Annotated in this window: 21 protein-coding genes and 1 tRNA gene; 6 read left to right on the forward strand and 16 right to left on the reverse strand. The window is 40.4% G+C overall.

Annotated elements, in window-relative coordinates:
• Window positions 1-6: 6 nt before the first annotated feature.
• The 10 genes from FTT88_RS01885 to FTT88_RS01930 form a co-directional block, all read right to left on the reverse strand.
• Window positions 7-624 (reverse strand): DapH/DapD/GlmU-related protein, encoded by a 618-nt coding sequence (locus FTT88_RS01885; protein WP_180003851.1) that lies wholly within the window; start codon window positions 622-624, stop codon window positions 7-9.
• The gene (locus FTT88_RS01890) at window positions 617-1216 is read right to left on the reverse strand and encodes a YigZ family protein (RefSeq protein ID WP_180003849.1); all 600 of its coding nucleotides are present in this window, start codon (window positions 1214-1216) and stop codon (window positions 617-619) included. Before FTT88_RS01890 ends, FTT88_RS01885 begins: the two co-directional genes overlap by 8 nt.
• Before the next feature lie 102 nt (window positions 1217-1318).
• Window positions 1319-2509, reverse strand: a complete 1191-nt coding sequence (locus FTT88_RS01895; protein WP_180003848.1) for an HlyD family type I secretion periplasmic adaptor subunit — start codon at window positions 2507-2509, stop codon at window positions 1319-1321.
• A 3-nt stretch (window positions 2510-2512) separates the two neighbouring features.
• Entirely contained in the window at window positions 2513-4639 is a 2127-nt protein-coding gene (locus FTT88_RS01900) for a type I secretion system permease/ATPase (protein ID WP_180003846.1), read from the reverse strand.
• Window positions 4636-6159, reverse strand: a complete 1524-nt coding sequence (locus tag FTT88_RS01905) for a TolC family protein (protein ID WP_180003893.1) — start codon at window positions 6157-6159, stop codon at window positions 4636-4638. The genes FTT88_RS01900 and FTT88_RS01905 overlap by 4 nt, the downstream gene beginning before the upstream one ends.
• Before the next feature lie 166 nt (window positions 6160-6325).
• Window positions 6326-7069, reverse strand: coding sequence for an LPS export ABC transporter ATP-binding protein (lptB, locus tag FTT88_RS01910; RefSeq protein WP_078188759.1), 744 nt, complete (start codon window positions 7067-7069; stop codon window positions 6326-6328).
• On the reverse strand, window positions 7069-7635 hold the full coding sequence (gene lptA / locus FTT88_RS01915; protein WP_180003844.1) for a lipopolysaccharide transport periplasmic protein LptA: 567 nt from the start codon (window positions 7633-7635) through the stop codon (window positions 7069-7071). Before lptA ends, lptB begins: the two co-directional genes overlap by 1 nt.
• Complete coding sequence (lptC, locus tag FTT88_RS01920; RefSeq protein WP_078188761.1) at window positions 7625-8167, reverse strand: LPS export ABC transporter periplasmic protein LptC; 543 nt, start codon at window positions 8165-8167, stop codon at window positions 7625-7627. The genes lptA and lptC overlap by 11 nt, the downstream gene beginning before the upstream one ends.
• A gap of 35 nt (window positions 8168-8202) precedes the next feature.
• On the reverse strand, window positions 8203-8742 hold the full coding sequence (locus FTT88_RS01925) for an HAD family hydrolase (RefSeq protein ID WP_078188762.1): 540 nt from the start codon (window positions 8740-8742) through the stop codon (window positions 8203-8205).
• A 4-nt stretch (window positions 8743-8746) separates the two neighbouring features.
• Window positions 8747-9724 (reverse strand): SIS domain-containing protein, encoded by a 978-nt coding sequence (locus FTT88_RS01930; protein ID WP_078193567.1) that lies wholly within the window; start codon window positions 9722-9724, stop codon window positions 8747-8749.
• 355 nt (window positions 9725-10079) lie between these two features.
• Between FTT88_RS01930 and cysS the strand changes: the two genes are divergently transcribed.
• From cysS to FTT88_RS01945, 3 genes are all read left to right on the forward strand, one after another.
• A complete protein-coding gene (cysS, locus tag FTT88_RS01935) occupies window positions 10080-11501 on the forward strand; it encodes a cysteine--tRNA ligase (RefSeq protein ID WP_180003842.1) in 1422 nt (473 codons plus the stop codon).
• A 63-nt stretch (window positions 11502-11564) separates the two neighbouring features.
• Window positions 11565-11640: transfer RNA gene (locus tag FTT88_RS01940), tRNA-Gly, on the forward strand.
• Window positions 11641-12228: 588 nt separating this feature from the next.
• Window positions 12229-14328 (forward strand): TonB-dependent siderophore receptor, encoded by a 2100-nt coding sequence (locus FTT88_RS01945; RefSeq protein WP_180003840.1) that lies wholly within the window; start codon window positions 12229-12231, stop codon window positions 14326-14328.
• 87 nt (window positions 14329-14415) lie between these two features.
• On the opposite strand, the gene FTT88_RS01950 is transcribed toward FTT88_RS01945, so the two are convergent.
• Window positions 14416-14691 carry a hypothetical protein gene (locus FTT88_RS01950; RefSeq protein ID WP_168377639.1) on the reverse strand — a complete coding sequence of 92 codons (276 nt, stop codon included), beginning with the start codon at window positions 14689-14691 and terminating at the stop codon, window positions 14416-14418.
• Between the two features lie 417 nt (window positions 14692-15108).
• Here FTT88_RS01950 and FTT88_RS01955 point away from each other — a divergent pair, with 417 nt between their 5' ends.
• Together FTT88_RS01955 and FTT88_RS01960 are read left to right on the forward strand one after the other, a co-directional pair.
• Window positions 15109-15816 carry a glutamine amidotransferase gene (locus FTT88_RS01955; RefSeq protein ID WP_180003838.1) on the forward strand — a complete coding sequence of 236 codons (708 nt, stop codon included), beginning with the start codon at window positions 15109-15111 and terminating at the stop codon, window positions 15814-15816.
• A gap of 66 nt (window positions 15817-15882) precedes the next feature.
• The gene (locus FTT88_RS01960; RefSeq protein WP_180003837.1) at window positions 15883-16512 is read left to right on the forward strand and encodes a LysE family transporter; all 630 of its coding nucleotides are present in this window, start codon (window positions 15883-15885) and stop codon (window positions 16510-16512) included.
• Window positions 16513-16587: 75 nt separating this feature from the next.
• On the opposite strand, the gene FTT88_RS01965 is transcribed toward FTT88_RS01960, so the two are convergent.
• Window positions 16588-17184: a YceI family protein gene (locus tag FTT88_RS01965; protein WP_180003836.1), complete on the reverse strand. Its 597-nt coding sequence runs from the start codon at window positions 17182-17184 to the stop codon at window positions 16588-16590.
• 293 nt (window positions 17185-17477) lie between these two features.
• On the opposite strand from FTT88_RS01965, the gene FTT88_RS17245 reads away from it, so the two are divergent.
• The gene (locus FTT88_RS17245) at window positions 17478-17993 is read left to right on the forward strand and encodes a hypothetical protein (protein WP_257223035.1); all 516 of its coding nucleotides are present in this window, start codon (window positions 17478-17480) and stop codon (window positions 17991-17993) included.
• Window positions 17994-18056: 63 nt separating this feature from the next.
• Here FTT88_RS17245 and FTT88_RS01975 read toward each other — a convergent pair whose 3' ends face one another.
• From FTT88_RS01975 to FTT88_RS01990, 4 genes are all read right to left on the reverse strand, one after another.
• Window positions 18057-18500, reverse strand: coding sequence for an N-acetyltransferase (locus tag FTT88_RS01975; protein ID WP_227591806.1), 444 nt, complete (start codon window positions 18498-18500; stop codon window positions 18057-18059).
• A gap of 188 nt (window positions 18501-18688) precedes the next feature.
• The gene (locus tag FTT88_RS01980) at window positions 18689-18904 is read right to left on the reverse strand and encodes a hypothetical protein (protein WP_078188774.1); all 216 of its coding nucleotides are present in this window, start codon (window positions 18902-18904) and stop codon (window positions 18689-18691) included.
• 183 nt (window positions 18905-19087) lie between these two features.
• Entirely contained in the window at window positions 19088-21076 is a 1989-nt protein-coding gene (tkt, locus tag FTT88_RS01985) for a transketolase (protein WP_180003835.1), read from the reverse strand.
• 459 nt (window positions 21077-21535) lie between these two features.
• On the reverse strand, window positions 21536-21961 hold the full coding sequence (locus tag FTT88_RS01990) for a pilin (protein WP_180003834.1): 426 nt from the start codon (window positions 21959-21961) through the stop codon (window positions 21536-21538).
• Between the last annotated feature and the right edge of the window lie 147 nt (window positions 21962-22108).

The raw sequence follows: 22108 nt of genomic DNA on the forward strand, positions 1-22108 counted from the left end.
GATTATTTATTCGCGATATCGAATGAATTTTGCAGGATTTCCCGCAATTATTGCGCGCGCTTCAACATTTTTCGTCACCATACTGTTCATGCCGACTACAGCCTGCTCAGCAATGTGAATGCCATCCTTGATTCCAACATGCGCACCTAGCCAAACATCACGCTCTATCTCAATCCCTTGTGATCGTACAGCCTGCTGATAGATCGGTTGATTGACATCCATTCCATGATCAAAAGCGTATAAATGGCAATATGCCGCCATACGAACCTGATCGTGAATTTTGATGCCCACTCGCCCACCATCTAAAATACAGTGATGATTGATCGCCACTTCATTGCCTATTTCTATTGGGCCATGCAAAGTGCAATCCGCCGCAATAAAGCTGTTATCTCCAATAACAATCTTACGTCCTGGTTCGGCAAAAATATGAGCCAATGGCGATATAAAACAGTTTTCACCAATTTCAACGGTTTCCATCGATTTGAGATAGTCTTGATATTCCTGTTGCCAAGCTTCAGCCCAACCACGATTTTTCGGTTTGAGTGACCAATACAACCAAGGCATATAATTCAGACGATGCTTATGTTGCTCTCGATATTTCAATAATGGATCTATTTCATTCATCTTCAGCAGCCTCGACGATATGCAGTTGTTCGCGTCCGCGAGTTACATCTTGAATCTTTAACTGTAGCGGTTGGATTTGATGAATTTGTAATGATGCAAGTACATTTACGCCCTGCGCTGTATAGTCTTCCTGAAATTCAATTTGCTGCTGATTGAGTTCATATTGGAAAATTGCCCATTCATTAAACTGACAACTAAATTGCACTTTTTTCTTCTCAATAAGTTCAATTTTTTCAGCCTGCAACAGGCATTGACCTGCACAGCCACCATAGGCACGTACCAAGCCCCCAGTCCCGAGCTTAATTCCACCATACCAGCGATTAACCAAGACCAACACGTTGGTTAGGTCATTCCCTTCTATGGTTGCTAGAATGGGCCGACCTGCTGTGCCTGAAGGCTCACCATCATCATTAAAACGTACGGTATGTCCAATTTTCCATGCCCAACACTGATGTGTTGTTGAAATATCTTTATTGGCTTCGAGAAATTCTTTAACGGCTTGTTCATTTTCCACAGAAACTGCGATGGCTTGAAAACGACTTTTTTTTATGTCTTCTTCATATTCAAACTGTGCGGCAAGTGTAAATGGCATAACGTCTTTAGATCCTCTATCAGCGGATATTATAGCGTTTTTTGAAAGACTTACATCCACAAAAAAGCCCCCAATACTGGAGGCTTGCTTGGCACTGCGTTATTAACGTTCGCGAAGTGCTTCTTTTGCTTTATTGAATGGCTTAATTAAGTATTCAAGTACAGTTTTCGAGCCTGTGCGGATATCGACCGTTGCCACCATACCCGGTGTGATACTAAAACTTTTACCTTCTTTATTGCTTAATTTATCGCTATCTGTACGGATATAAACACGATAATAGAACTGATCTTGTTTCACTTCATCACGTAGCGTATCTGGTGAAATGACGGTCACTTTACCTTTTAACCCGCCATAGATCGAATAATCATAAGCCGTAATTTTAACTAAGGCTTCTTGACCCGGACGAATAAAAGCAATATCTCGCGGTGAAATACGTGCTTCAACCAAAAGTTGTTCATCCAAAGGTACAATGGTCATCAATTTACCATTTTGCGGAATCACACCGCCCAATGTCATCACATCAATTTCTTTGACCACACCACGAACTGGAGATTTAAACACGGTGCGACTCAGCGTATCCGATTTGCCTTTCACCACTTGTTGCTGTGATTCAATATCAGTATTGGCTTTCGACAATTCTTCCCGTGATTTCACCAAATATTGGTTACGGACATCATTTAACTGATTTTGTAAGTCATTTGCTGAACGTTTTAATCGAAGCACTTCAACTTCACTCGCTGCACCTTTGGCAACGAGCGGCTCAGTCATGGCCAATTCTTGTTGAACCAATACCAAAGCTTGTTTTAAGCCTGCAACGGATTCTTCCAAGTTTGCACGACGTGAACGATATAAAGCAGTCTCTTCATTCACTAAGGCAGGAATTTTTTGAACATCTTCAGGGAAGCTTAATGGCGTACCGTTTACTTCTGCACGTAAACGCGCTGCTGTTGCACGAGATGCCACAAGTAAAGACTCAGTTTCACCAACATTTGATGCGAAACGTGTTGGATCTAGTTGCGCAAGAACTTGTCCTTGTTCAACAATTTGACCTTCCTTCACATTCAACTTAGTTAAAATCCCCCCTTCAAGCGACTGAACAATTTGTTCTTTCGAAGATGGAATCACTTTACCTGTACCTGTAGAGACTTCCTCTAATTTGAATAACCAAGCCCAAACTAAAAGGATTGCCAAACCAATCGTAATAATCCAAATGATTAAACTCGATTTCGGTAATGGTGGCTCTTTAAAGCTAACTTTGGTCGAGCGTTGTATTTCTTGTTTATTTTCACTCATGATTTAAGCCCCAGCTACTTTTTTCTGAGCATTCTGATTCAGAATTTGATCACGTGGCCCATCCATGACAATTTTACCTTCGTTCACCACAATAATGCGGTCAACCAACTCAAGTACCGCACGACGGTGTGTTGCCACCACCATAGTTCGATTTTGTAAATAACCTTTTAAATGATCGATCAACTGCTTCTCAGATACGTCATCAATGGCCGCTGTAGGTTCATCAAGTAATAGAATATTTGGTTGACGAATCAATAAACGTGCAAGCAGCAAGGCTTGGCGTTGACCGCCAGAGAAGCCTACACCACCTTCTAAAATGATATGGTCTAGCCCTTCTTTTTTCTCTTGAACAAAGTGAATTGCACCCGTAATTTTCAGTACTTCAATCAATTGTTCATCCGTCGCCAACGGAGCACCCAAGGTCAAGTTTTCACGAATCGTACCGTAGAATAACTGTGCATTTTGGTTCAATAGCCCCATATCACGACGTACATCTGCAGGGTCTATTAAAGACAGTTCGATTCCATCTAATTTAACTTTTCCTTGTACAGGCGTTTGCATACCTGATAACAACTGAAGAAGCGTCGATTTACCAGCACCATTACGGCCTAAAATTGCGATCTTTTCTCCAGCCTTAATTTCCAGTTTTGGAATTAAAAGACTTGGACGTGGATCATCTTCACCATACTTAAATAAGACTCCATTGAGTTCATAATGACCGTTGATTGATGGTCGATGAATGAGGTGAGAATAATCCGGTTGATCGACAGGTTTCTTCATGAGTTCATCAAGACCTGCTTTCGCCACTTTAGCCTGTTGTAAACGACCTAATACCCCTGCCAGTGCAGAAATCGGTGCCAACATTCGAGAGGATAAAATCGAACAAGCCACCAATGCACCTGTGGTCATTTCACCTTTCATCACAGCAAAACAGCCGACGAGTACAACGATTGCAAATGTTAGACCCTGAATTTTTTGTGTCCATGCCGACATTAAGCCCACGATTTTACGTTGACGCATACTGACATCAGCAGACACTTCATTCATGTGGTTCCATTGGTTTTGGAAGCGTGATTCCGCACGAAGTAATTTGATATCTTCCATGCCTTGCACAGATTCAACCAATAAGGCATTACGAATCGAAGACTCGCGCATACCCATTTGTGCAAGTTTAGCCAATGGTTTTTGCGCCAAAATCCCTGGAATAATCATCAAAGGAACAACCAACAGCATGACCCAAAATAGATTGCCACCAATTAACCAGAAGATGAACAAGAATAGGAAGAAAAACGGTAAATCGGCAATCGCGGTAACAGTCGTCGAGGTGACCATCTCGCGCACACCTTCTAATTCACGAATCTGTGAAATAAAAGTACCTGTTGATTTTGAACGTTCACTATTTTTAATTCTTAATGCATGACCAAATACACGATCGGAAATTTTCAAATCGGCACGTTTACCAATAATATCCGATAAATAAATTCGTGAAACACGTAGTGCAAACTCAAATATCGCTGCAATTAACACCCCACCGGCAAGTACCCATAAAGTCGGTACAGATTGAGATGGAATGACGCGGTCGTACACGTTCATTGAGAACAAAATAGTGGCTAGGGCCAAAATATTCGCCATTAATGAAGCAAACATAATGTCGATGTAGCGTTTCCAGTCTTTTAAAACAATCGACCAGAACCAATTTTTTTCAAACGGCTTGATGTATTCATCAACACGTGCATCGGGTACAGATGACTCTGGACGCAGAATATAAATATTGCGAACGCCATGGCTCAATCGTTCAATAGAGAAGACTTGAGATAGGCCTTCATCTCCGCTCAATTGGACACTGGCATTACCGTCTACGTCGATGCGTTCTACCACACCCACTTCACCACTAATAAACTCAACCAATACCGGTAAGCGCCATGGATTAAGCAGATTTATGTCATATTTATTTTTTCGAACACTTAATCCAATTTGGCGTGCCATGACTGCAACCAGTTCATCGGCATTTTTGTGTTGATCCCAATCCAACTGCAACCGTATACGTTCTTCAGAGGGTTCAATTCGATAATGCTTTGCAATATTCAGAACCGCTTGTAGCCACGGTTGATAATTTATTGTATTACTCATGGCTGAACTTCAAACCCCTGAATAGATATATTATTAAGTTCATAAATATTTCGTGAACGTCCTGTCACTTGGATGTACTGCGCAAGTGCTGAGTAGATATCATATTGTGATGTCACAATTTCTTGTGCGGCACTATGTATGGCTTGCTCTGCATTCAGTAGATCGACAACCGTTCGAGTTCCTAATTTATATTGTTCTTGATACAGTTCTTTGGTTCTTACCGTTGTTTCACGACGCTGCACCAATATCGACATTTGACGCTTTTTATTTTCGATTTGTTCTCGAATCATTCGGACTTGATCAATCACATCCAAATATACTGTATTCACTTGTGCTTTAGCTGCTTCTTCAGCATAGCTTGCGGCACGTGTTTGCGCTGCAATTGCACCACCTTGGTAAAAATTACTGGTAGCTTCCAACATGATTGAATTATATAAACCATCATCTTCATCATTATTTGGATTACGGCCATTCACCGCCTGACTCAGACTGCCTTTGACATTTATTGTTGGATAAGCACTTAATTTTGACTGTTGCTTTTGCAATTTGGCAATTTCAACCCCAGCCTGTGCTTGCATCATGCTCGGAATCATCTTGAAGTCCGGATCCTCGTATAAAGCCGCTGCAGTTAAGATCCGATCGGGTATCACCCAATTGATCTGACTTACATCAAAACCTAACAAGGTACGAAGTCGCTGTTGGTACTGTCGAAGCTGAGTTTCTTGCACGATTAAATTTGATTCCGCAGCTTCTAAATTTGACTTGGCTTGAATAGGGTCTGCTTGACTACTGATCCCTGCGGTTGCACGTAGGTTGGCAATTTCAGCAATCCGACTCACACCGGCAATTTGTTGCTGCGCAATTTTAGCAACTTCTTGATATCGTTTAATGTTGATAATGGCATTTGCAACATCAAAAGAAACTTCATCTAAATTTACAAGCACATTGGCCTGCTCTTGTAACATTTTTGCTTCTTCTATACCGACAGCACTTTTGGTTTTACCAAAGTCATATAACATCTGCGTCGCATTTAAAGATACCAACTGACGTCCACGCTCGCCTTTAGTCAGATCTGCAGTGCTCAATCCACCTGAAATTTGGGGATAATATGCAGCATTCGCTAGGTCAATATTAGCGTTTTGCGATGCGACTGTAGCAATACTTTGTGTGATTTCTGGACGTCTTTGGACGGCGATATGTATCGCATCAATAAAACTTAGATTCTTCGCTACTGTGTTTGGATTATAGTTGCCTTGTTGCGTTCGACCATAAGCAACGGCGGGCATTTCTTGGACACGTGAGGTATCTAAATTATATTTACTGAGTTCGGTGATGTTAATTTTTTCGGCAGAAGGTTTAGGCTTATTAGGTAAAAAAATCTTATCTAATGTCTTTTGAATGGTACTTTGTGCAGTGCTAGTATCTGCTGCATACACTGAACCAATGGAAAAGGGTAATAATAATATACAAAAGAAATTGCACTTATTTTTACGCGGACGCCCAACTTTTGGACCATTCATCTTTCGTAATCGCATGATTTTTGCAGGTCGTATTTTTAGTTTAAAATATACTGAATTCTTGTTAATTTTTTAGATTAATCGCTCAGTTTTTGTCATTTCAGACAATAACATAAACCCGCTGAATGAAACTAGCGCCACTCAACGGGAAATTTCTTATTTTATTCAATTAAACAGTAAAATCATCACCAAGATAAACTTTACGTACCGTCTCATCTGCAAGGACTTCTTCTGGAGTACCTTCTGCAATCACTGAGCCTTCGCTCACGATATAGGCATGCTCACAAATCGCAAGGGTTTCTCGCACATTATGGTCGGTAATTAATACACCAATACCACGATCTTTCAATGTTCGGATAATGTCTTTGATATCACCCACTGAAATAGGATCGACCCCTGCAAAAGGTTCATCTAGCAACATAAATTTAGGGTCTGCAGCTAACGCGCGCGCGATTTCCGCACGGCGTCGCTCACCACCCGACACACTCATACCAAGAGAATCTTTGATGTGTGTGATTTTAAAGTCAGCAAGCAATTCCGTTAAACGTTGCTGACGTTGTTGCTTATTTAGATCTTTACGGGTTTCTAAAATCGACATGATATTTTCAGAAATGGTTAATTTTCTAAAAATAGATGCTTCTTGAGGTAGATAACCAATACCTTTACGTGCGCGCTCATGCATTGCCAAGTCAGACAAATCAAGATCATCTAAATGAATCTCACCTTTATCCATACGAACTAAGCCAACAACCATATAGAAGCTTGTGGTTTTACCTGCACCATTTGGACCAAGTAAACCCACAATTTGACCACTTTGCATGCTAAAGGACACATCCTTTACCACCCAACGCTTACTGTAGTTTTTGGCTAAATGCTTAATACATAAAGTTTGAACTTGCGAGGTCTGCTCCATTAATCACGTGCTCCTGGGAAGGACTTAGTGCTTGACGGCGGAATCACGATTTGTACACGACCTGAAGAAGATCCAGATTTATTTGGTGTACCTTCAGCAACGATATCGCCTTTATTCATACTGTATTTCAGGCTATTACCCCGAATACTTGCACCATCTTGTTGCAACAAAGCACCACCCGTCATGGTGATAATACCTGTTTCAGCATTGTAGACAATCTTCTGTGCTTGGCCTTTTGCATAGCCTTTGGTAGGATCAGTTTTTTGTTGGAAATGTGCTGGCCCACCCGTTGCTGTAATCGTACTGATCTCTTTTTTGCTGTTTAAATTCGCAACGATTGAGTTTGCCTGAAGCTTCATCGAACCCTGTTCAATGATGACATTACCGGTATACGTCGTAATCCCAGTTTTTTCATTAAATGTTGCACGATCGGCAACCAATGAAATCGGTTGATTACGATCTGAAGGCAAAGCAAAAGCTGCAACCGAACATATCGCCAGTGAACCGAGTAGCACTGTACGTTTTAGGAAAGTTTTTGCAGTTTTTCGATTAAAATTATGGTTCATACTTTCCTCGAATATTAAAAAATTCGTATTGACCGTCGTTTAAATTTGCTTTTAAACCTTGGCTGACAAATTCGGCTTGTGGTGAAATCACCGTTACAGTCTTGTCCGTTTCTATTTCACGCTGTTTTGGAAAAGCAGTTAGTTCCTCAGTACGAAACTCCATTTGCCCTTCACGCATCAATTTTGTTGCAACCACATTGTCACTCAGCACGACTTTTTGGTTATCGTCCATACCATTGGCTTGTTTGGCAAAAAACGTGGCATCGACAGCACCATCTTGATAGGTCGATGCTTTCAGATTGACCAAATGAGACGTTTGCTTTTGCAAATCCTGCTCAAGTCGATCGACTTGCGCACGAATATGCAATTTTCCCTGCTCATCAGTCTGCGTCAGGTTAATGTTTTCAGCTGAGTAAGTCATACTTTTCGAAGAGTCCGCCTGAAGCTTATTACCCTTTCCACCGAAATAATAAAAACCACCGCTTACTGCAGCAATGACCACAGCTGTCACGTATAAAACTTTAGTATCCATAAGCGGAGATTCAATCCAATGACTGCATCAATTTATTAATAAGGTGCACTTGCATATTTTTCAAGTAGTTCCTGGTATACACCTTTAGAAACTAAAAGCATATCGCAGATTTCACGAACAGCACCACGTCCACCCATCGCCTGCGTAACAAGATCTGCACGGCGACGTACTTCTAAATGTCCATTTGGTACGGTCACTTTCATCCCCGCAATAGCAAAGGCTGAAAGATCGGGCCAATCATCACCCATATATAGGCAATCTGAAGGATCAATACCAAACTGTGCACAGGCTTCAGTCAAGGCAACACCTTTGTCTTCACGTCCTTGAAAGACCAAATCGACACCTAAGTCAGACATGCGTTTTTCAACAATATTACTTTTACGGCCAGTAATAATGATGACTTTGATACCCGCTTTTTGCACCAACTTCATGCCCAAGCCATCTCGAATATCAAAGGATTTGATTTCATCGCCGCTATTGGTCAACGTTACAAATCCATCACTTAAAATTCCATCTACATCCAGTACTAGTGCTTCTATGTGACGCGCTTGTTCTAGCAATACATACGATGCCATTTTCTTAATTTACCCCAGCCTGAATCAAATCATGCATGCTGATAATCCCAATCACTTTATTGACATCATCAACAACTACAAATTGTGTAATTTTCTTTTCGTTCATACGTTCTAAAGCATGTACCGCGCGTTCTTCTTGTGAAATGGTCAAAGGATTTTTAATCATCACTTCTGAGACTTTCATATTCACATCAAAGCCTTGCTGTTTATCAATCAAACGACGTAAGTCACCGTCGGTAAAGATACCCAATAAGGTATCGTTTTCATCGACAATCGTGGTGAGACCCAAACGTTTATTTGAAATTTCATACAGAACTTTATTCATTGGTGTCTCTGGCGACACTTTTGGTAAGTCTTCACCTGTATGCATAAGATGTTTTACATGCAATAACAAACGTTTACCCAACGCTCCAGCAGGATGAGAACGTGCGAAATCATCTGAAGTAAAGCCACGTGCATCCAATAATGCAACTGCAAGTGCATCACCTAAGGCTAATGTTGCAGTGGTACTGGAGGTCGGAGCTAGACCCAAAGGGCATGCTTCTTGAATATTCCCCAAGGTCAATGCGACATCGGCATTTTGTGGCATTGGGCCTTTATTGTCGCCACTCATGGTAATTAGAGGAATGCCCAAATGTTTGATCAATGGCATCAGCATCATAATTTCATCACTCTTACCTGAGTTTGAAATTGCAATGAGCACATCACCTTTAACCAACATGCCCAAATCACCATGTCCAGCTTCACCCGGATGCATGAAGAAAGATGGCGTACCAGTCGAGGCAAATGTAGCGGCCATTTTACGACCGATATGACCCGATTTGCCCATACCAGTAATCACTAAACGCCCTTTGCACTGTAAAATGATTTCGCAGGCTTGGCTAAAACGATCATCTATTTGCGTCGCTAATACTTGTAAAGCATGCTCTTCAATACGCAAAGTTTCTAATGCGACTTTCTGAAAATCGACTTGATTCGGCATATTTGGTGGATTCAAAGTTGTTATACCTTAAGCCGTGAGAGGTGCGCTCTCACTTTCAAAATAAAAAATTTTCACAATTTTATCATATCTATGCAAATAGCACGTTTCCAAATGTATAAGAATTCATGAATTATGCAGAAAAGATGCATTTCTTCATTTTTATCTTCCGGACAGATAAATTGAATTCAGCACTCGAATGAGATTCAGACCGAATCCAATTAACCTTCTACGCTATTTTTAGCAACGCAAAGACATCAAGCATTAAAAAATATCTGCTTTTTTGGGTTTTAACTTTATGAATAAAAATGCTTAGGTTAAGATGAGCTATCTTTTGGTAGAAACAATTTGAAGACCTATGCAACCTTTTGTTCTATATAACTCAGAGCAACGTAAAAAAGTAGAATTCGTACCTCGTAAAGAAGGACATATCGACATGTATGTCTGTGGAATGACCGTGTATGACTACTGTCATATTGGTCATGCTCGAGTTATGGTTGCATTCGACTACATTATCCGTTTCCTGCGCAGTCAGGGCTGGAACGTTAAATACGTTCGCAACATTACCGATATTGACGACAAAATCATTGCCCGTGCCAATGAAAATGGCGAAAGCATTACTGCTTTAACCGATCGCTTTATCAAGGCCATGAACGAAGATGCTGCCAATTTAGGTTGTGCAGCACCTGATGAAGCACCACGTGCAACAGACTATATCGATCAAATGCAGAATATGATTGGTAACTTGGTTAACAAAGGTACAGCATATCCATCTGCAAATGGCGATGTTTATTTTGAAGTTGAAAAGTTTGCCAAATATGGTCGTCTTTCGGGTCGTAAACTTGACGACATGCAGGCTGGTGCTTCTGAACGTGTTGATGTAGAAGTAGAAAAGAAACATCCTTTTGACTTCGTGCTTTGGAAACATGCCAAAGAAAATGAACCTTCTTGGGCTTCGCCTTGGGGCAATGGCCGTCCGGGCTGGCATATTGAATGTTCAGCGATGTCGACCTGCTGCTTAGGTAACCATTTTGATATTCATGGTGGTGGTTCAGACTTAACTTTCCCGCATCATGAAAATGAAATTGCGCAATCTGAGGCATCTACTGGCGAACAGTATGTTAATTACTGGATGCATGTCGGCTTTATTAATGTCGATGGCGAAAAAATGTCGAAGTCTTTAGGTAACTTCTTCACTATTCGTGATGTGATGGATAAATTCCACCCTGAAGTGATTCGCTTCTTTATTGTGTCATCACATTACCGTAGCCCAGTAAACTTCTCTGACACTGCTTTAAAAGAAGCGAAAAATACCCTTTCCCGTTTCTATCATTCATTTAAAGCTTATCAGCAAGTCTATGGTGAAAAAACCGTAGAAACTTTGGATGATGCTTTAGTTGAGCGCTTTAATGCCGCTATGCGTGATGATTTCAACACCGCAGAAGCAATTGCGGTATTGTTTGAAGTCAACAAAGAATTGAACCGTGCCGTAAAAGATGAAAATGCTGAACAAGCGGCTGTGTATTATTCGACATTGCGTCACTTGACCAATATTCTGGGTTTGGTGCAACACAATGTGGATGATTTCTTGAAATCTGATATCGGTCAGGAAGCATTAGGCTTGTCAGAAGAACAGATTGAAGACTTGATTCAACAACGTAAAGATGCGAAAAAAGCCAAAGAGTTTGCCAAAGCCGATGAAATTCGCCAGTCTTTACTGGATCAAGGTGTGGTTCTGGAAGATACGCGTCAAGGCACCATTTGGCGTCGTGCTGATTAATTAAACACTTGGAAGCATAAAGAGTTGACAGTTTCGTTAAATTCTCTATAATTCACAACCATTGCGGGAATAGCTCAGTTGGTAGAGCATAACCTTGCCAAGGTTGGGGTCGCGAGTTCGAGTCTCGTTTCCCGCTCCAGAATACGAAAAACCCTCATCGAAAGATGAGGGTTTTTTTATGTCTAAATTTTTCTTCAACGGCTTATTTTTAGATTTATTTACTCATGTTATGCACATAAAAGTAATTTCGCATTTAGGGATTGAATAAAGAGATTAGCCTTCGGCTGGAGGTACACATACGATACGTTGTTTTTCATTCGGCAAAATGAGATGCGAAGCTTCGCAAGGAAACCATCTTGCGGTGCAATGCACCTCACCAACAAAACTCGTTCACTACCGTCAAATTATTCAACGTATCGCAAAAACATTTTTGATTAGAAGTCGTCCTGTCTCAAACAATTGCGCATGACATTACCGCGTATCTTTATTATTTGAAGCAAAGTACGCTTCTGATGCTACTGCGTCACCTCAGTTATTTATTATATTGTAGCGACGTTAATAGGCCTTAATTTTCCCCCAACGAATAAGGCTTCCCCTATTGCCACACGACCTTTCACCTACCTGTTAAAAAATAATCTGATGAAATGCTCATCTCGCCAATTTTCCTCAATTTTTCTCCATAATTTTCCGTTATTCTTTGCCAAAATTACATTTGGACAACCAAATAATGCACGGCGCGCACACTACACTCAAACTGACCAGCTTAAGTTACGCATTACTTACGATCTCAACATCAATTTGGGCCGCAGATACTGTTCAAAATCCGCAAGAATCTGTAGCAGTTCAGCAAATGGAAGCTTTAACATTTGAAGTTCCGACAGCAAGCACTAAGCCCAAAGACCCAGATATCAGTGCTGTCGCAAAAACTATTATAAGCCGTGATGAAATGTTGAAATTTGGCGATCAGTCAATCAATGATGCGCTGCGCCGTGCTGCAGGGTTTCAACTGCCCGGTGCTGGCGGTGGTCCACGTGGTGGTGCAGGTGCTGGCGGCATGCGCTTTCGTGGTGGTGGCGCACCCGTGTTTTTAATCAATGGTGAACCTGTACAAGGTGGTCCTCGCGGCGGTATGTCAGTTGTTGATAGCATTACACCGGAAATGATCGAACGCCTTGAAATCACCAAGCAACCCAGCGTTGCTCAAGGCTCGGTTGCTTCATCTGCAGTCATTAATATTATTTTAAAAGAACCATTGAATGGCACGCGTTTGAGTGGATCTGTACGTGCTGGTTATGGCCTAACCAAGTCAAATACACGTGAAGAAGAACGCACCAATTTAAACTTTCAAATGGATGGTCGTTCAGACCCTTGGATCTATAGTTTATCTGGGAGCCAAATGTGGAATGATTCAGATACACTCACCCGTACACAAGATGCAACAGGAACGAAAACTCAAAAACGCATCACCAATCGTACGTCGCAAATGCTGACCCCACGTGTTGAATATCAACTTGATGATCAACAAAAACTGGTCGCTGAAATGTTTTATCGCGACAATGAAAGCGAAGGCACAAGTGGCTCCCAAGTCCAAAAAGATAAAAATGACAGCATTCGACTCAACACACGATATGAGCGTAAAGACCAAGGTAATTCCGACAAAATTCGCTTATCAATCGAGCAGCAAAATGAAACGGAATTAACAGAGTATAGAAATTCTCAATCATATATTGATGAACAAATTAATGAATATGGCTTAGGCTACGACGGTGTCCGCAAGTTCGACTCAAAACGCCAAATAAAATTTGGTACTGATCTACGTAGCAATGAACTTGAAAGCAATATTGCAGAGACCTTGGATGAACAATTGTATGCTGCCTATGTTGAAGGAAGTTGGAAATATACGCCGCGCCAAACCTTAACTCTAGGTGTACGCCAAGAGTGGATTGATCGTTCAGGTTTAGTGGATTATCAAGATCAGCATTTAAGTCCTGTATTAGCACACCGTTTTGACTTTAATGACCAATGGTCACTCCAAACCAACTTGAGTCAGGCTTTTAAAAATCCACGTAGCAATCAATTGATGCCGACGGTTTCAGTTTCTACAGATAGCGATGCAGGGACACTAAACAACCCTGATCGTGGTGGTAATCCTGACCTAAGACCTGAAACTATTAATGCTTACGAAACAACCCTAGGTTATAACCCCTCTGCTGGCGGCGTAAATATCACAGCATATTATCGAGAAATTAATGACTATATCGAAAAATCGATCCTGTCAGAAAATACTACAGGTGGTCGTTGTGAAGCAGGAAATACCGATTGCCGTTTTGTCGAACGTCCATATAACCAAGACAGTGCAACTACTTATGGTGTGGAAATTGCTGGACGTTATGCACTGAAGCAAACGGAGAATGGTCATTCATTTATGTTGAATGCTCAGCTTTCAACTATACGTGCAAAAATTGAAGAAACTGACGGCTCTGATCGTTTGGCAAGCGATGTTGCACCTTATACCGCAAGTGCTGGCTTATCTTATAACTATCAACCGTGGCGTATTGCAACAAGTGTGAACCTCAATTACACCCCTGAATATACACGTGCACTGAGCAACGAACCGTACAATCGCACCAGCAATGAACGTGTCAACATGGATGTGAGTTTTACTAAACGCTTTGATCAAAATTGGTCTGCATCGGTCAATGCACGTAATATTCTCAGCTCAGATTATAAAGAAGTGTTAAAAGAACAAAGTTCTGGCGCGCTATACCAATCTCGTATCAATGAATCAATTCCAAGCTTTATGTTTACCTTAGAAAAGAAATTCTAAACCGTTTCTAAGAGACTTCTAAGAGATTTAAAATAAAAAACCGATACGGACAACGAATCGGTTTTTTTATGCGTACACGACCGCAAACTAGCGCTCAATTGCCTTCAACATTTTCGCAATTTTTAGGGTATGTTCCTTCCTCCCTTTTTTCTCTAAGACTTTTTGCTCAACCCACCATAAATATTCAAAAATTTCTGATTCACTTGAATCCTCTTGAATTAATTTAAAAATATTGGGCAAATAATCATCATACTCATCACGTAAAGCAGGAATACGGCGAATCCCTAACGGGTCCCATTCCTTTAATAAAATTTTATGTATCGCATGCAAGAGACTGGCATCTCGATTATGTTTTGACTGCATACAAGTTCCCTGGCTTATATTTTTTTACTTTTAAAATCAGTTATCTAATTATGTGATGATATTAAAAGAAAAATGAACTGTTGTTTGTCGAAGATTTCATCATACGCATCTCTAAACGCTTTTCCATTGGTTTTTCATCTTTTTTTTATACTAAACCAAAGCTTTATCTAAATTTCATGCACTTTTTCTCATAAATTTTGCCAATAAAGCCTTGCGGGATCCCTTAATTCACAGCACCAAAGTTTTAAATGCTAAGTTCTATCGTCGAACATAATCACTCAAAGAAAAAACAATCCGCTTCAACCAACTTCTATATTTATTTCTTTTCGAAATTGTGAAAAATTTACAGTTTTCCTTTTTAATCTCCGGCAATTCAAGCTACATTCTATTTTGAAATCTTAATCCTGAAAAATCCCTATGAGTACTGCATTAAACGAAACCATCTACGTCATTCAACACCTTGCATTTGAAGATTTGGGTTCATTGGAAGATGTATTTTACCAACTGGGTTATCGGGTGAGATACTTCGAAGCTGGAGTCGATGACCTGAGTAAAGCTATGCAACATACAGGGCTTACCATCATTTTGGGTGGCCCGATCGGAGTCTATGAAACTGATGACTACCCATTCCTACAAAAAGAAATAGACTTACTTAAAGTACGTTTAGAGAGTAAATTACCGACTTTAGGCATTTGCTTAGGTGCTCAGCTTATTGCGTATGCATTGGGCGCTAAAGTTTATGCAGGTCATAGCAAAGAAATCGGTTGGAGTTCCCTAGCGCTTGAAGCCATTACTCACAATATTTTAGCGCCATTAGATCAAGTACCGGTACTGCATTGGCATGGCGATACCTTTGATTTACCTGCAAATGCACAGCTACTCGCCAGCTCGGCAATTTATCCAAATCAAGCGTTTAGCTATGGGCCCAATATTCTAGCTCTACAGTTTCATATTGAAGCAGAAACACAGGCCATGGAAAAATGGCTAATTGGGCATACATGTGAACTGCATAAAGCACAAATTAACATCCCAAATTTGCGCATGCAAAGCCAACAACAAGCACCTCATTTAGAACGTGTTGCTCCCCTTATTTTGCAACAATTTTTACAACAGCTTGAGCTTTAAAACAGCTATTAATTTAATGCTAAATGGCTTATAACGGTTGCACTTCAAAACGTATAAGCCATTATAATGACTCCCTTACTCAGCATTGCGCTCATCCACTTTTTTGCTCTCATCAGCCCAGGCCCTGACTTCTTTTTTGTCACCCAAAGTGCTATTCGACAATCCAGATCACATGCATTATTTGCCGCATTAGGTATATCACTTAGTATTTTAGTTTGGTCAATTTGTGCAATAAGTGGCTTACATTTTCTATTTCAAAAAATGGCTTGGTTACAACAAAGCCTCATGATTTTGGGTGGCTTATATCTTTTATATTTAGGCTCTCAGTTATTAAAATCTGCATGGAGTAAAGACCTCGGCACAATAACAAGACCAACCGAGCAAGCCGTACAGAAAAAAACGCCTTTGACGCTATTATTCCAAGGTTTCTTGACCAATATGGCCAATCCTAAAGCATTGGTTTATTTCAGTAGTGTATTTTCTATTGGAATCAGTGCAAAGGTCAGTATTTTTGATCAAAGCTCTTTACTGGCTTTAGTCTTTATTGAAAGTTTGATTTGGTTTGCATTGGTTGCGGTCTTATTCTCAGCACCTAAAATGACCCATTACTATCAAAAATTTAGTAAAAAAATTGACGCCATTACCGGTGGAATTTTCATCAGTTTTGGCTTCCTGTTACTACTCAATCGCGATTGATCACACACCAGTTAAATAAGACATAAAAAAGCACCCAAATGGGTGCTTTCCTAACTTAGCTGAGGGAGCTAAATCTTATTTCGCTGCTGCCTTTGCTGTAGATACAGCGGCTTCAGTCGTAATATTTACCGTAATTTTGTCGCCTACATTCGGTACATATGCACCAACACCAAATGCTGAACGATCAAAAGAAGTCGTTGCATTAAAACCAATCGTTTCCGCCTTAGTCATTGGGTGCACGGCTTGCTTGTTCAATACAGCGTCCAATACCACTGGTTTAGTCACATTTTTAACTGTTAAATCACCCGTGATTTTGTATTTAGTTTTGCTGATCGCTTGAACTTTTGTGCTTTTAAACGTGATATTTGGATATTTTTCAGCATCAAAGAAATCTGCTGTTTTTAAATGATCATCTAATGCTTTGACATTGGTATTTAAGCTTGATAATGGAATCGTCACATTCACAGACGAATTTGCAGGTTTTGCATGATCGACATTAATTGTCCCTTGAATGTCACTAAAGTTTGCAGAAGGTGTTGAGAAACCAAAATGATTCCACGTAAATACTGTTGCTGTATGAGTAGGATCAATTTGATAGGCAACAGGTTTTGCCATAGAAATTGTTGTAACTGATGCTACCGCCAAACCGATTGTTAATGCTTTAAAGTTCATGTTTTTATCTCACTTTCGAATACCATTAAGTCTATAGATTTTTAGCCGTATTACAGCTTTAAAGATAAAACGTTTTGTTGCATGTTTAGAACGATAGTTTTGTAAAATCTGTAGCAGCATCTACAACCACTCTTAATTATTAAATTTCCCATATATTTCAAATAATTAATAATTTAATTGATCCATGAGTTATTTATCCTAAATTTAGGAAACATCAACCTATCAGAGTCGTAGGTTTTCTAAACAAATCCACTTAAGATTTTTAGACATCATAAAAATCTGAGTACCCAAAAATGACAGAACAATCGCTGGCTATTGAAAAAGCCTTAAAGACTAAAACGCCCAAAGATGTCGTTTTGGCATTTCTTATGAATACTTCAAAAGAACTCGTCGAAAATGCAACTCAGCTGCTGGTTGCAGAAGACGCGGCATATGTTTCCTTAAACTTCAGCAACCCAGAACTTAAACAAATTGAGCCGTGGGCTGGGTCTGGCACAGGCAGAGACATTTATATATATACCTTTGCCAACGTTGGGACCTACTGGAATATCGACGACTTTCAAATCACGGATATGATCGCTGAAAATGAAACCGTAGCTGTATTTGGTCAATTCACCTACACCTCAGTCTATGCAAAAAATACTTTCACCTCGCCTTTTTCAATTAAAGCCAAAGTTCAAAACGGTTTAATCAGCTTTTTCCAATTTATGGAAGATACCTACGCCTCAGCATCATCATTCCGCGTAGGTGGAGAATGGATCATTCAGCAAGATGCTGACTCAGCTAAAAACTTTAAAGTTTCAGCTTAATACTGAGATGCGCAAAAGCTGCTGTTGATTTGGAGTTGATTTGGAATGGCCTTTTACATTGAGTTAATGACAGCGGTATTGGATAAATCCGGTTTTTCTCGCGATTTGATCATACAGCTTTTGCGCAGTTTCATTGTCCTGATGCGTCAGCCAATACACACGGTCACACTGCCGCTGATCACAATATTCTTTCACTTTCGCGATCAGCGCCTTGCCAATACCCTGCCCGCGATATTCTTCAAGCGTATATAAATCTTGCAAATAGGCATAAGGCTGCAATGTCCAGCAGCTCTCATGTTCTATGACATGCACGATCCCAACCACTTGATGTTCAATTACGGCTGCAAAGCCATACATATGTTCGCACTCAGCAGCATGTAACCTTTGCCATGTTCGCTCGGTCACTGCATCCGCCACCTGACTTTTATAAAATTCTAAATACAGCTCCCAGAGCGGCTGCCATTGGCTTTTTGAAATTTCAGTTAAATTTTTAATTTGTATTTGCACGTTCAATGTCTTTTTTAAATGATCACTGGATTTTTATAACTGAAATAAAGCTTCATGTGTTGAAAACACTGTATTTAATGCGCTCTTTTTTAGTCTTGATAAGTATTGGATGGACTTTTTCTTATCCGTTTTATAAATACGATAGGCAAATAAAAAGCCCGAACAATCGGACTTTTTAACCATTTAGCTTATAGCTTCTCAACCAAAATGCGGTCAACCTGCTTCAAGCCTGTATGCTTTTCATGGTTCTTACGGCGAATCTTAATCACTTTGTCTTCTTGCAAATCTTGCAGCATCAATTCTACTGCAACCATTGCTTCAAGCTCTAAGTCTGTGCCAATCCATTTCTGTTCACCAGCATCCATCAGTACAATTTCATCATTTATCTGATCGTAAAGGCTCATCGTTTCCTCACTTGGGGCAACATTGCACCCGTGGCTGAATACTGCATGAATGAATTAATTTTAAACCAATGCTTTAATTCATTCGTTACAAATCGTTATTTCACAATTAAAAAATATATTTAATCTCTGCAATAAAAAACGCCCCTTCTCTGGGGCGTCTTTTTTACGGTTAATCTTTATAAATTAAGCGGTAATTTCTTTCACAGCAGCAACAACAGCATCAGCAGTAATACCAAAGTGTTGATACAAGTCTTTTGCTGGAGCAGATTCACCGTAAGTCGTCATACCGATTACACGACCATCAAGACCAACAAATTTCCACCAGTAGTCCACATGCGCAGCTTCAACAGCAACACGCGCACGGATCGCAGCAGGAAGAACCGCTTCACGGTAAGCAGCGTCTTGTTTTACGAATTCTTCAGCACATGGCATAGAAACGACACGTACACCGTCAAGCTGTGCGTAAGCATCCATTGCCAATGAAACTTCTGAACCAGTCGCAATGATGATTGCTTTCAATTCGCCTTTTTCTTTTGCAAGTACATAACCGCCTTTCGCAACGTCAGCAATTTGATCTGCTGTACGAGTTTGGAATGGCAAGTTTTGACGAGAGAAGATTAATGCTGTAGGGCCTTCTGAACGAAGCAGCGCAGATTTCCAAGAAATAGACGCTTCTACAGTGTCACATGGACGCCAAGTGTTCAGATTTGGTGTACCACGTAAAGATGCAATTTGCTCTACAGGTTGGTGTGTAGGACCATCTTCACCTAGACCAATTGAGTCATGGGTATACACATGAATCACACGCTGTTTCATCAATGCAGACATACGTACTGCATTACGCGCATATTCCATAAACATCAGGAATGTTGCTACATAAGGAACGAAACCGCCATGAAGTGCAACACCGTTAGCAATCGCAGTCATACCGAATTCACGTACACCGTAATGAACGTAGTTACCCGCTGGGTTAGATTCAACACCTTCTGCGCCTTTCCATAAAGTCAGGTTAGAGCCTGCAAGGTCAGCAGAACCGCCTAGAATTTCTGGAAGCTGCGGCGCAAATGCTTGAATGGCATTTTGGCTAGCTTTACGAGTAGCGATTGTTTCAGCTTTAGCATTTACTTCAGCAATATAAGCATCCGCTTTTGCTGCGAAGTCAGCAGGAAGATCACCAGAAAGACGACGTTTTAGTTCAGCTGCTTCTGCTGGATATTTAGCAGCATAAGCAGCAAATGTGTCGTTCCAAGCAGATTCAGAAGCAGTACCTTTGGCTTTTGCATCCCAAGCTGCATAAACATCAGCAGGAATTTCAAATGGACCTTCTGCCCAGCCCAAAGCTTCACGAGTTAAAGCGATTTCATCATTACCAAGCGGCGCACCGTGGCAATCTTCTTTACCTTGTTTGTTTGGTGAACCTAAACCAATAATGGTTTTACAGATAATTAAGGTTGGTTTCGCAGTTTCAGCTTTTGCTTCAACAGTTGCCGCACGGATTGCATCTGCATCATGGCCGTCGACTTTCAGTACTTGCCAGCCGTATGCCAAGAAACGCTGTTCTGTATCATCAGAGAACCAGCCTTCTACTTCACCGTCAATTGAGATGCCGTTGTCATCGTAGTAAACAACTAATTTACCTAGACCCAAAGTACCAGCCAATGAACATGCTTCGTGAGAAACACCTTCCATTAAACAGCCATCACCTAAGAAACAGTAAGTATTGTGATCTACAACTTTAATGTCTTCTTTGTTGAATTGAGCCGCTAAAGTTTTTTCAGCAAGTGCAAAACCTACAGCGTTTGCAATACCTTGACCCAATGGACCAGTCGTTGTTTCAATACCCGGTGCATAGCCCAATTCTGGGTGACCTGGAGTTTTAGAATGCAATTGACGGAAAGATTTTAAATCTTCAATAGACAGGTCATAACCTGTTAAGTGCAATAACGCATATTGCAACATAGAGCCATGGCCGTTTGACAATACGAAACGGTCACGGTTTGCCCATTGTGGGTTTGCAGGGTTGTGGTTGAGGAATTCACGCCATACCACATCAGCAATATCTGCCATCCCCATTGGAGCACCTGGATGTCCTGAATTTGCTTTTTGCACAGCATCCATTGCCAATACACGAATTGCGTTTGCAATACGACGTTCGTTAAGCGGGGTTGTCATAGGTCAGAGTCCAAACAAATGGTTTAAAAGAGTAAAATGAATAAGAATTCAAAGATGCGCATATTGTCTTAAAAAAAGCGGAATGGGTAAAGCCTCAGGGGCAAATTTTCGCTAATTATTCCTGCACCACCTGTATTTTGGGCGCTTATTGCTCAATTTCAAGCCTATGCATGTCGTTTATTTTGTATACAGTGACGCTTTTATATGGCGAATCAATGACAGCGCAATGCATATTTAGAGTTTGGCAGAGAAAGCAACCGCTTCATAACTGATAAAAGTCCGCTACATCGAATGGAAATCGTGAATATAAATAGCAGCCAAAGCCGATCCAGATAAATGACCATTTGAAATTTGATTTCATATAAAATACACCCTCTACGGTTTGGGTAACTCAAACAGCAAACTCATCCCTTTGAAATCAGCACTTATCCAATATACTCACGGTTTCACATTCAATATTTATATACCACGACATGTAGCAGGTAAATTTCGCTGCGAAATATCATCAGATTGACAATTCCAAGCACCATTTAAACCATCTGGAATACTAAAATAGATCTGCTTTGAGCGAAGAGCAAAATTGACATCTGTTGATTTAAAGGTAAAAACCACTGAACACGTTCCTGCCACATCAGTAATTTCACTACTCGCAATATACTTGGTACTGATACTTTCATTCAACGCTGTATTCAAATCTACACAGCTTTGCTCCACTGAATAATTTTCAATCAGTTTTAATTTATAGGGTGAAATCATTGTTAATACTTCAGCCACTTGCGCCCGAGCGACATAGCCATTGTAAGATACAGTAGCAATTGCAGCCAAAATACCGATGATTGCCACCACGATCATAATTTCAATGAGTGTAAAACCAGACTGTTTCATTACGTTTCCCCATTCAACGTAATGACAAATAGGCAATTTGCGTACCAAGTCTCAAAAGCCCGCACTTATTGTGTTTTATTTTTCAAATTAAACGAATAATTGTCGTTTACAGTCATATTCTGGCAGTTCATGACATTCATTATTGAT

The organism is Acinetobacter sp. YH01024 (assembly GCF_013420195.1).
GTDB classification, from domain to species: Bacteria; Pseudomonadota; Gammaproteobacteria; order Pseudomonadales; family Moraxellaceae; genus Acinetobacter; species Acinetobacter amyesii.

Coding starts and splice junctions, on each gene's coding strand:
- FTT88_RS01895 (WP_180003848.1), bottom strand. CDS start 2,509: ATGAGTGAAAATAAACAAGAAATACAACGCTCGACCAAAGTTAGCTTT.
- FTT88_RS01900 (WP_180003846.1), bottom strand. CDS start 4,639: ATGAGTAATACAATAAATTATCAACCGTGGCTACAAGCGGTTCTGAAT.
- FTT88_RS01930 (WP_078193567.1), bottom strand. CDS start 9,724: ATGCCGAATCAAGTCGATTTTCAGAAAGTCGCATTAGAAACTTTGCGT.
- FTT88_RS01925 (WP_078188762.1), bottom strand. CDS start 8,742: ATGGCATCGTATGTATTGCTAGAACAAGCGCGTCACATAGAAGCACTA.
- tkt (WP_180003835.1), bottom strand. CDS start 21,076: ATGACAACCCCGCTTAACGAACGTCGTATTGCAAACGCAATTCGTGTA.
- lptA (WP_180003844.1), bottom strand. CDS start 7,635: ATGAACCATAATTTTAATCGAAAAACTGCAAAAACTTTCCTAAAACGT.
- FTT88_RS01965 (WP_180003836.1), bottom strand. CDS start 17,184: ATGAACTTTAAAGCATTAACAATCGGTTTGGCGGTAGCATCAGTTACA.
- FTT88_RS01990 (WP_180003834.1), bottom strand. CDS start 21,961: ATGAAACAGTCTGGTTTTACACTCATTGAAATTATGATCGTGGTGGCA.
- FTT88_RS01885 (WP_180003851.1), bottom strand. CDS start 624: ATGAATGAAATAGATCCATTATTGAAATATCGAGAGCAACATAAGCAT.
- FTT88_RS01945 (WP_180003840.1), top strand. CDS start 12,229: ATGCACGGCGCGCACACTACACTCAAACTGACCAGCTTAAGTTACGCA.
- FTT88_RS01955 (WP_180003838.1), top strand. CDS start 15,109: ATGAGTACTGCATTAAACGAAACCATCTACGTCATTCAACACCTTGCA.
- FTT88_RS01960 (WP_180003837.1), top strand. CDS start 15,883: ATGACTCCCTTACTCAGCATTGCGCTCATCCACTTTTTTGCTCTCATC.
- lptB (WP_078188759.1), bottom strand. CDS start 7,069: ATGGAGCAGACCTCGCAAGTTCAAACTTTATGTATTAAGCATTTAGCC.
- FTT88_RS01905 (WP_180003893.1), bottom strand. CDS start 6,159: ATGAATGGTCCAAAAGTTGGGCGTCCGCGTAAAAATAAGTGCAATTTC.
- lptC (WP_078188761.1), bottom strand. CDS start 8,167: ATGGATACTAAAGTTTTATACGTGACAGCTGTGGTCATTGCTGCAGTA.
- FTT88_RS17245 (WP_257223035.1), top strand. CDS start 17,478: ATGACAGAACAATCGCTGGCTATTGAAAAAGCCTTAAAGACTAAAACG.
- FTT88_RS01950 (WP_168377639.1), bottom strand. CDS start 14,691: ATGCAGTCAAAACATAATCGAGATGCCAGTCTCTTGCATGCGATACAT.
- FTT88_RS01980 (WP_078188774.1), bottom strand. CDS start 18,904: ATGAGCCTTTACGATCAGATAAATGATGAAATTGTACTGATGGATGCT.
- cysS (WP_180003842.1), top strand. CDS start 10,080: ATGCAACCTTTTGTTCTATATAACTCAGAGCAACGTAAAAAAGTAGAA.
- FTT88_RS01890 (WP_180003849.1), bottom strand. CDS start 1,216: ATGCCATTTACACTTGCCGCACAGTTTGAATATGAAGAAGACATAAAA.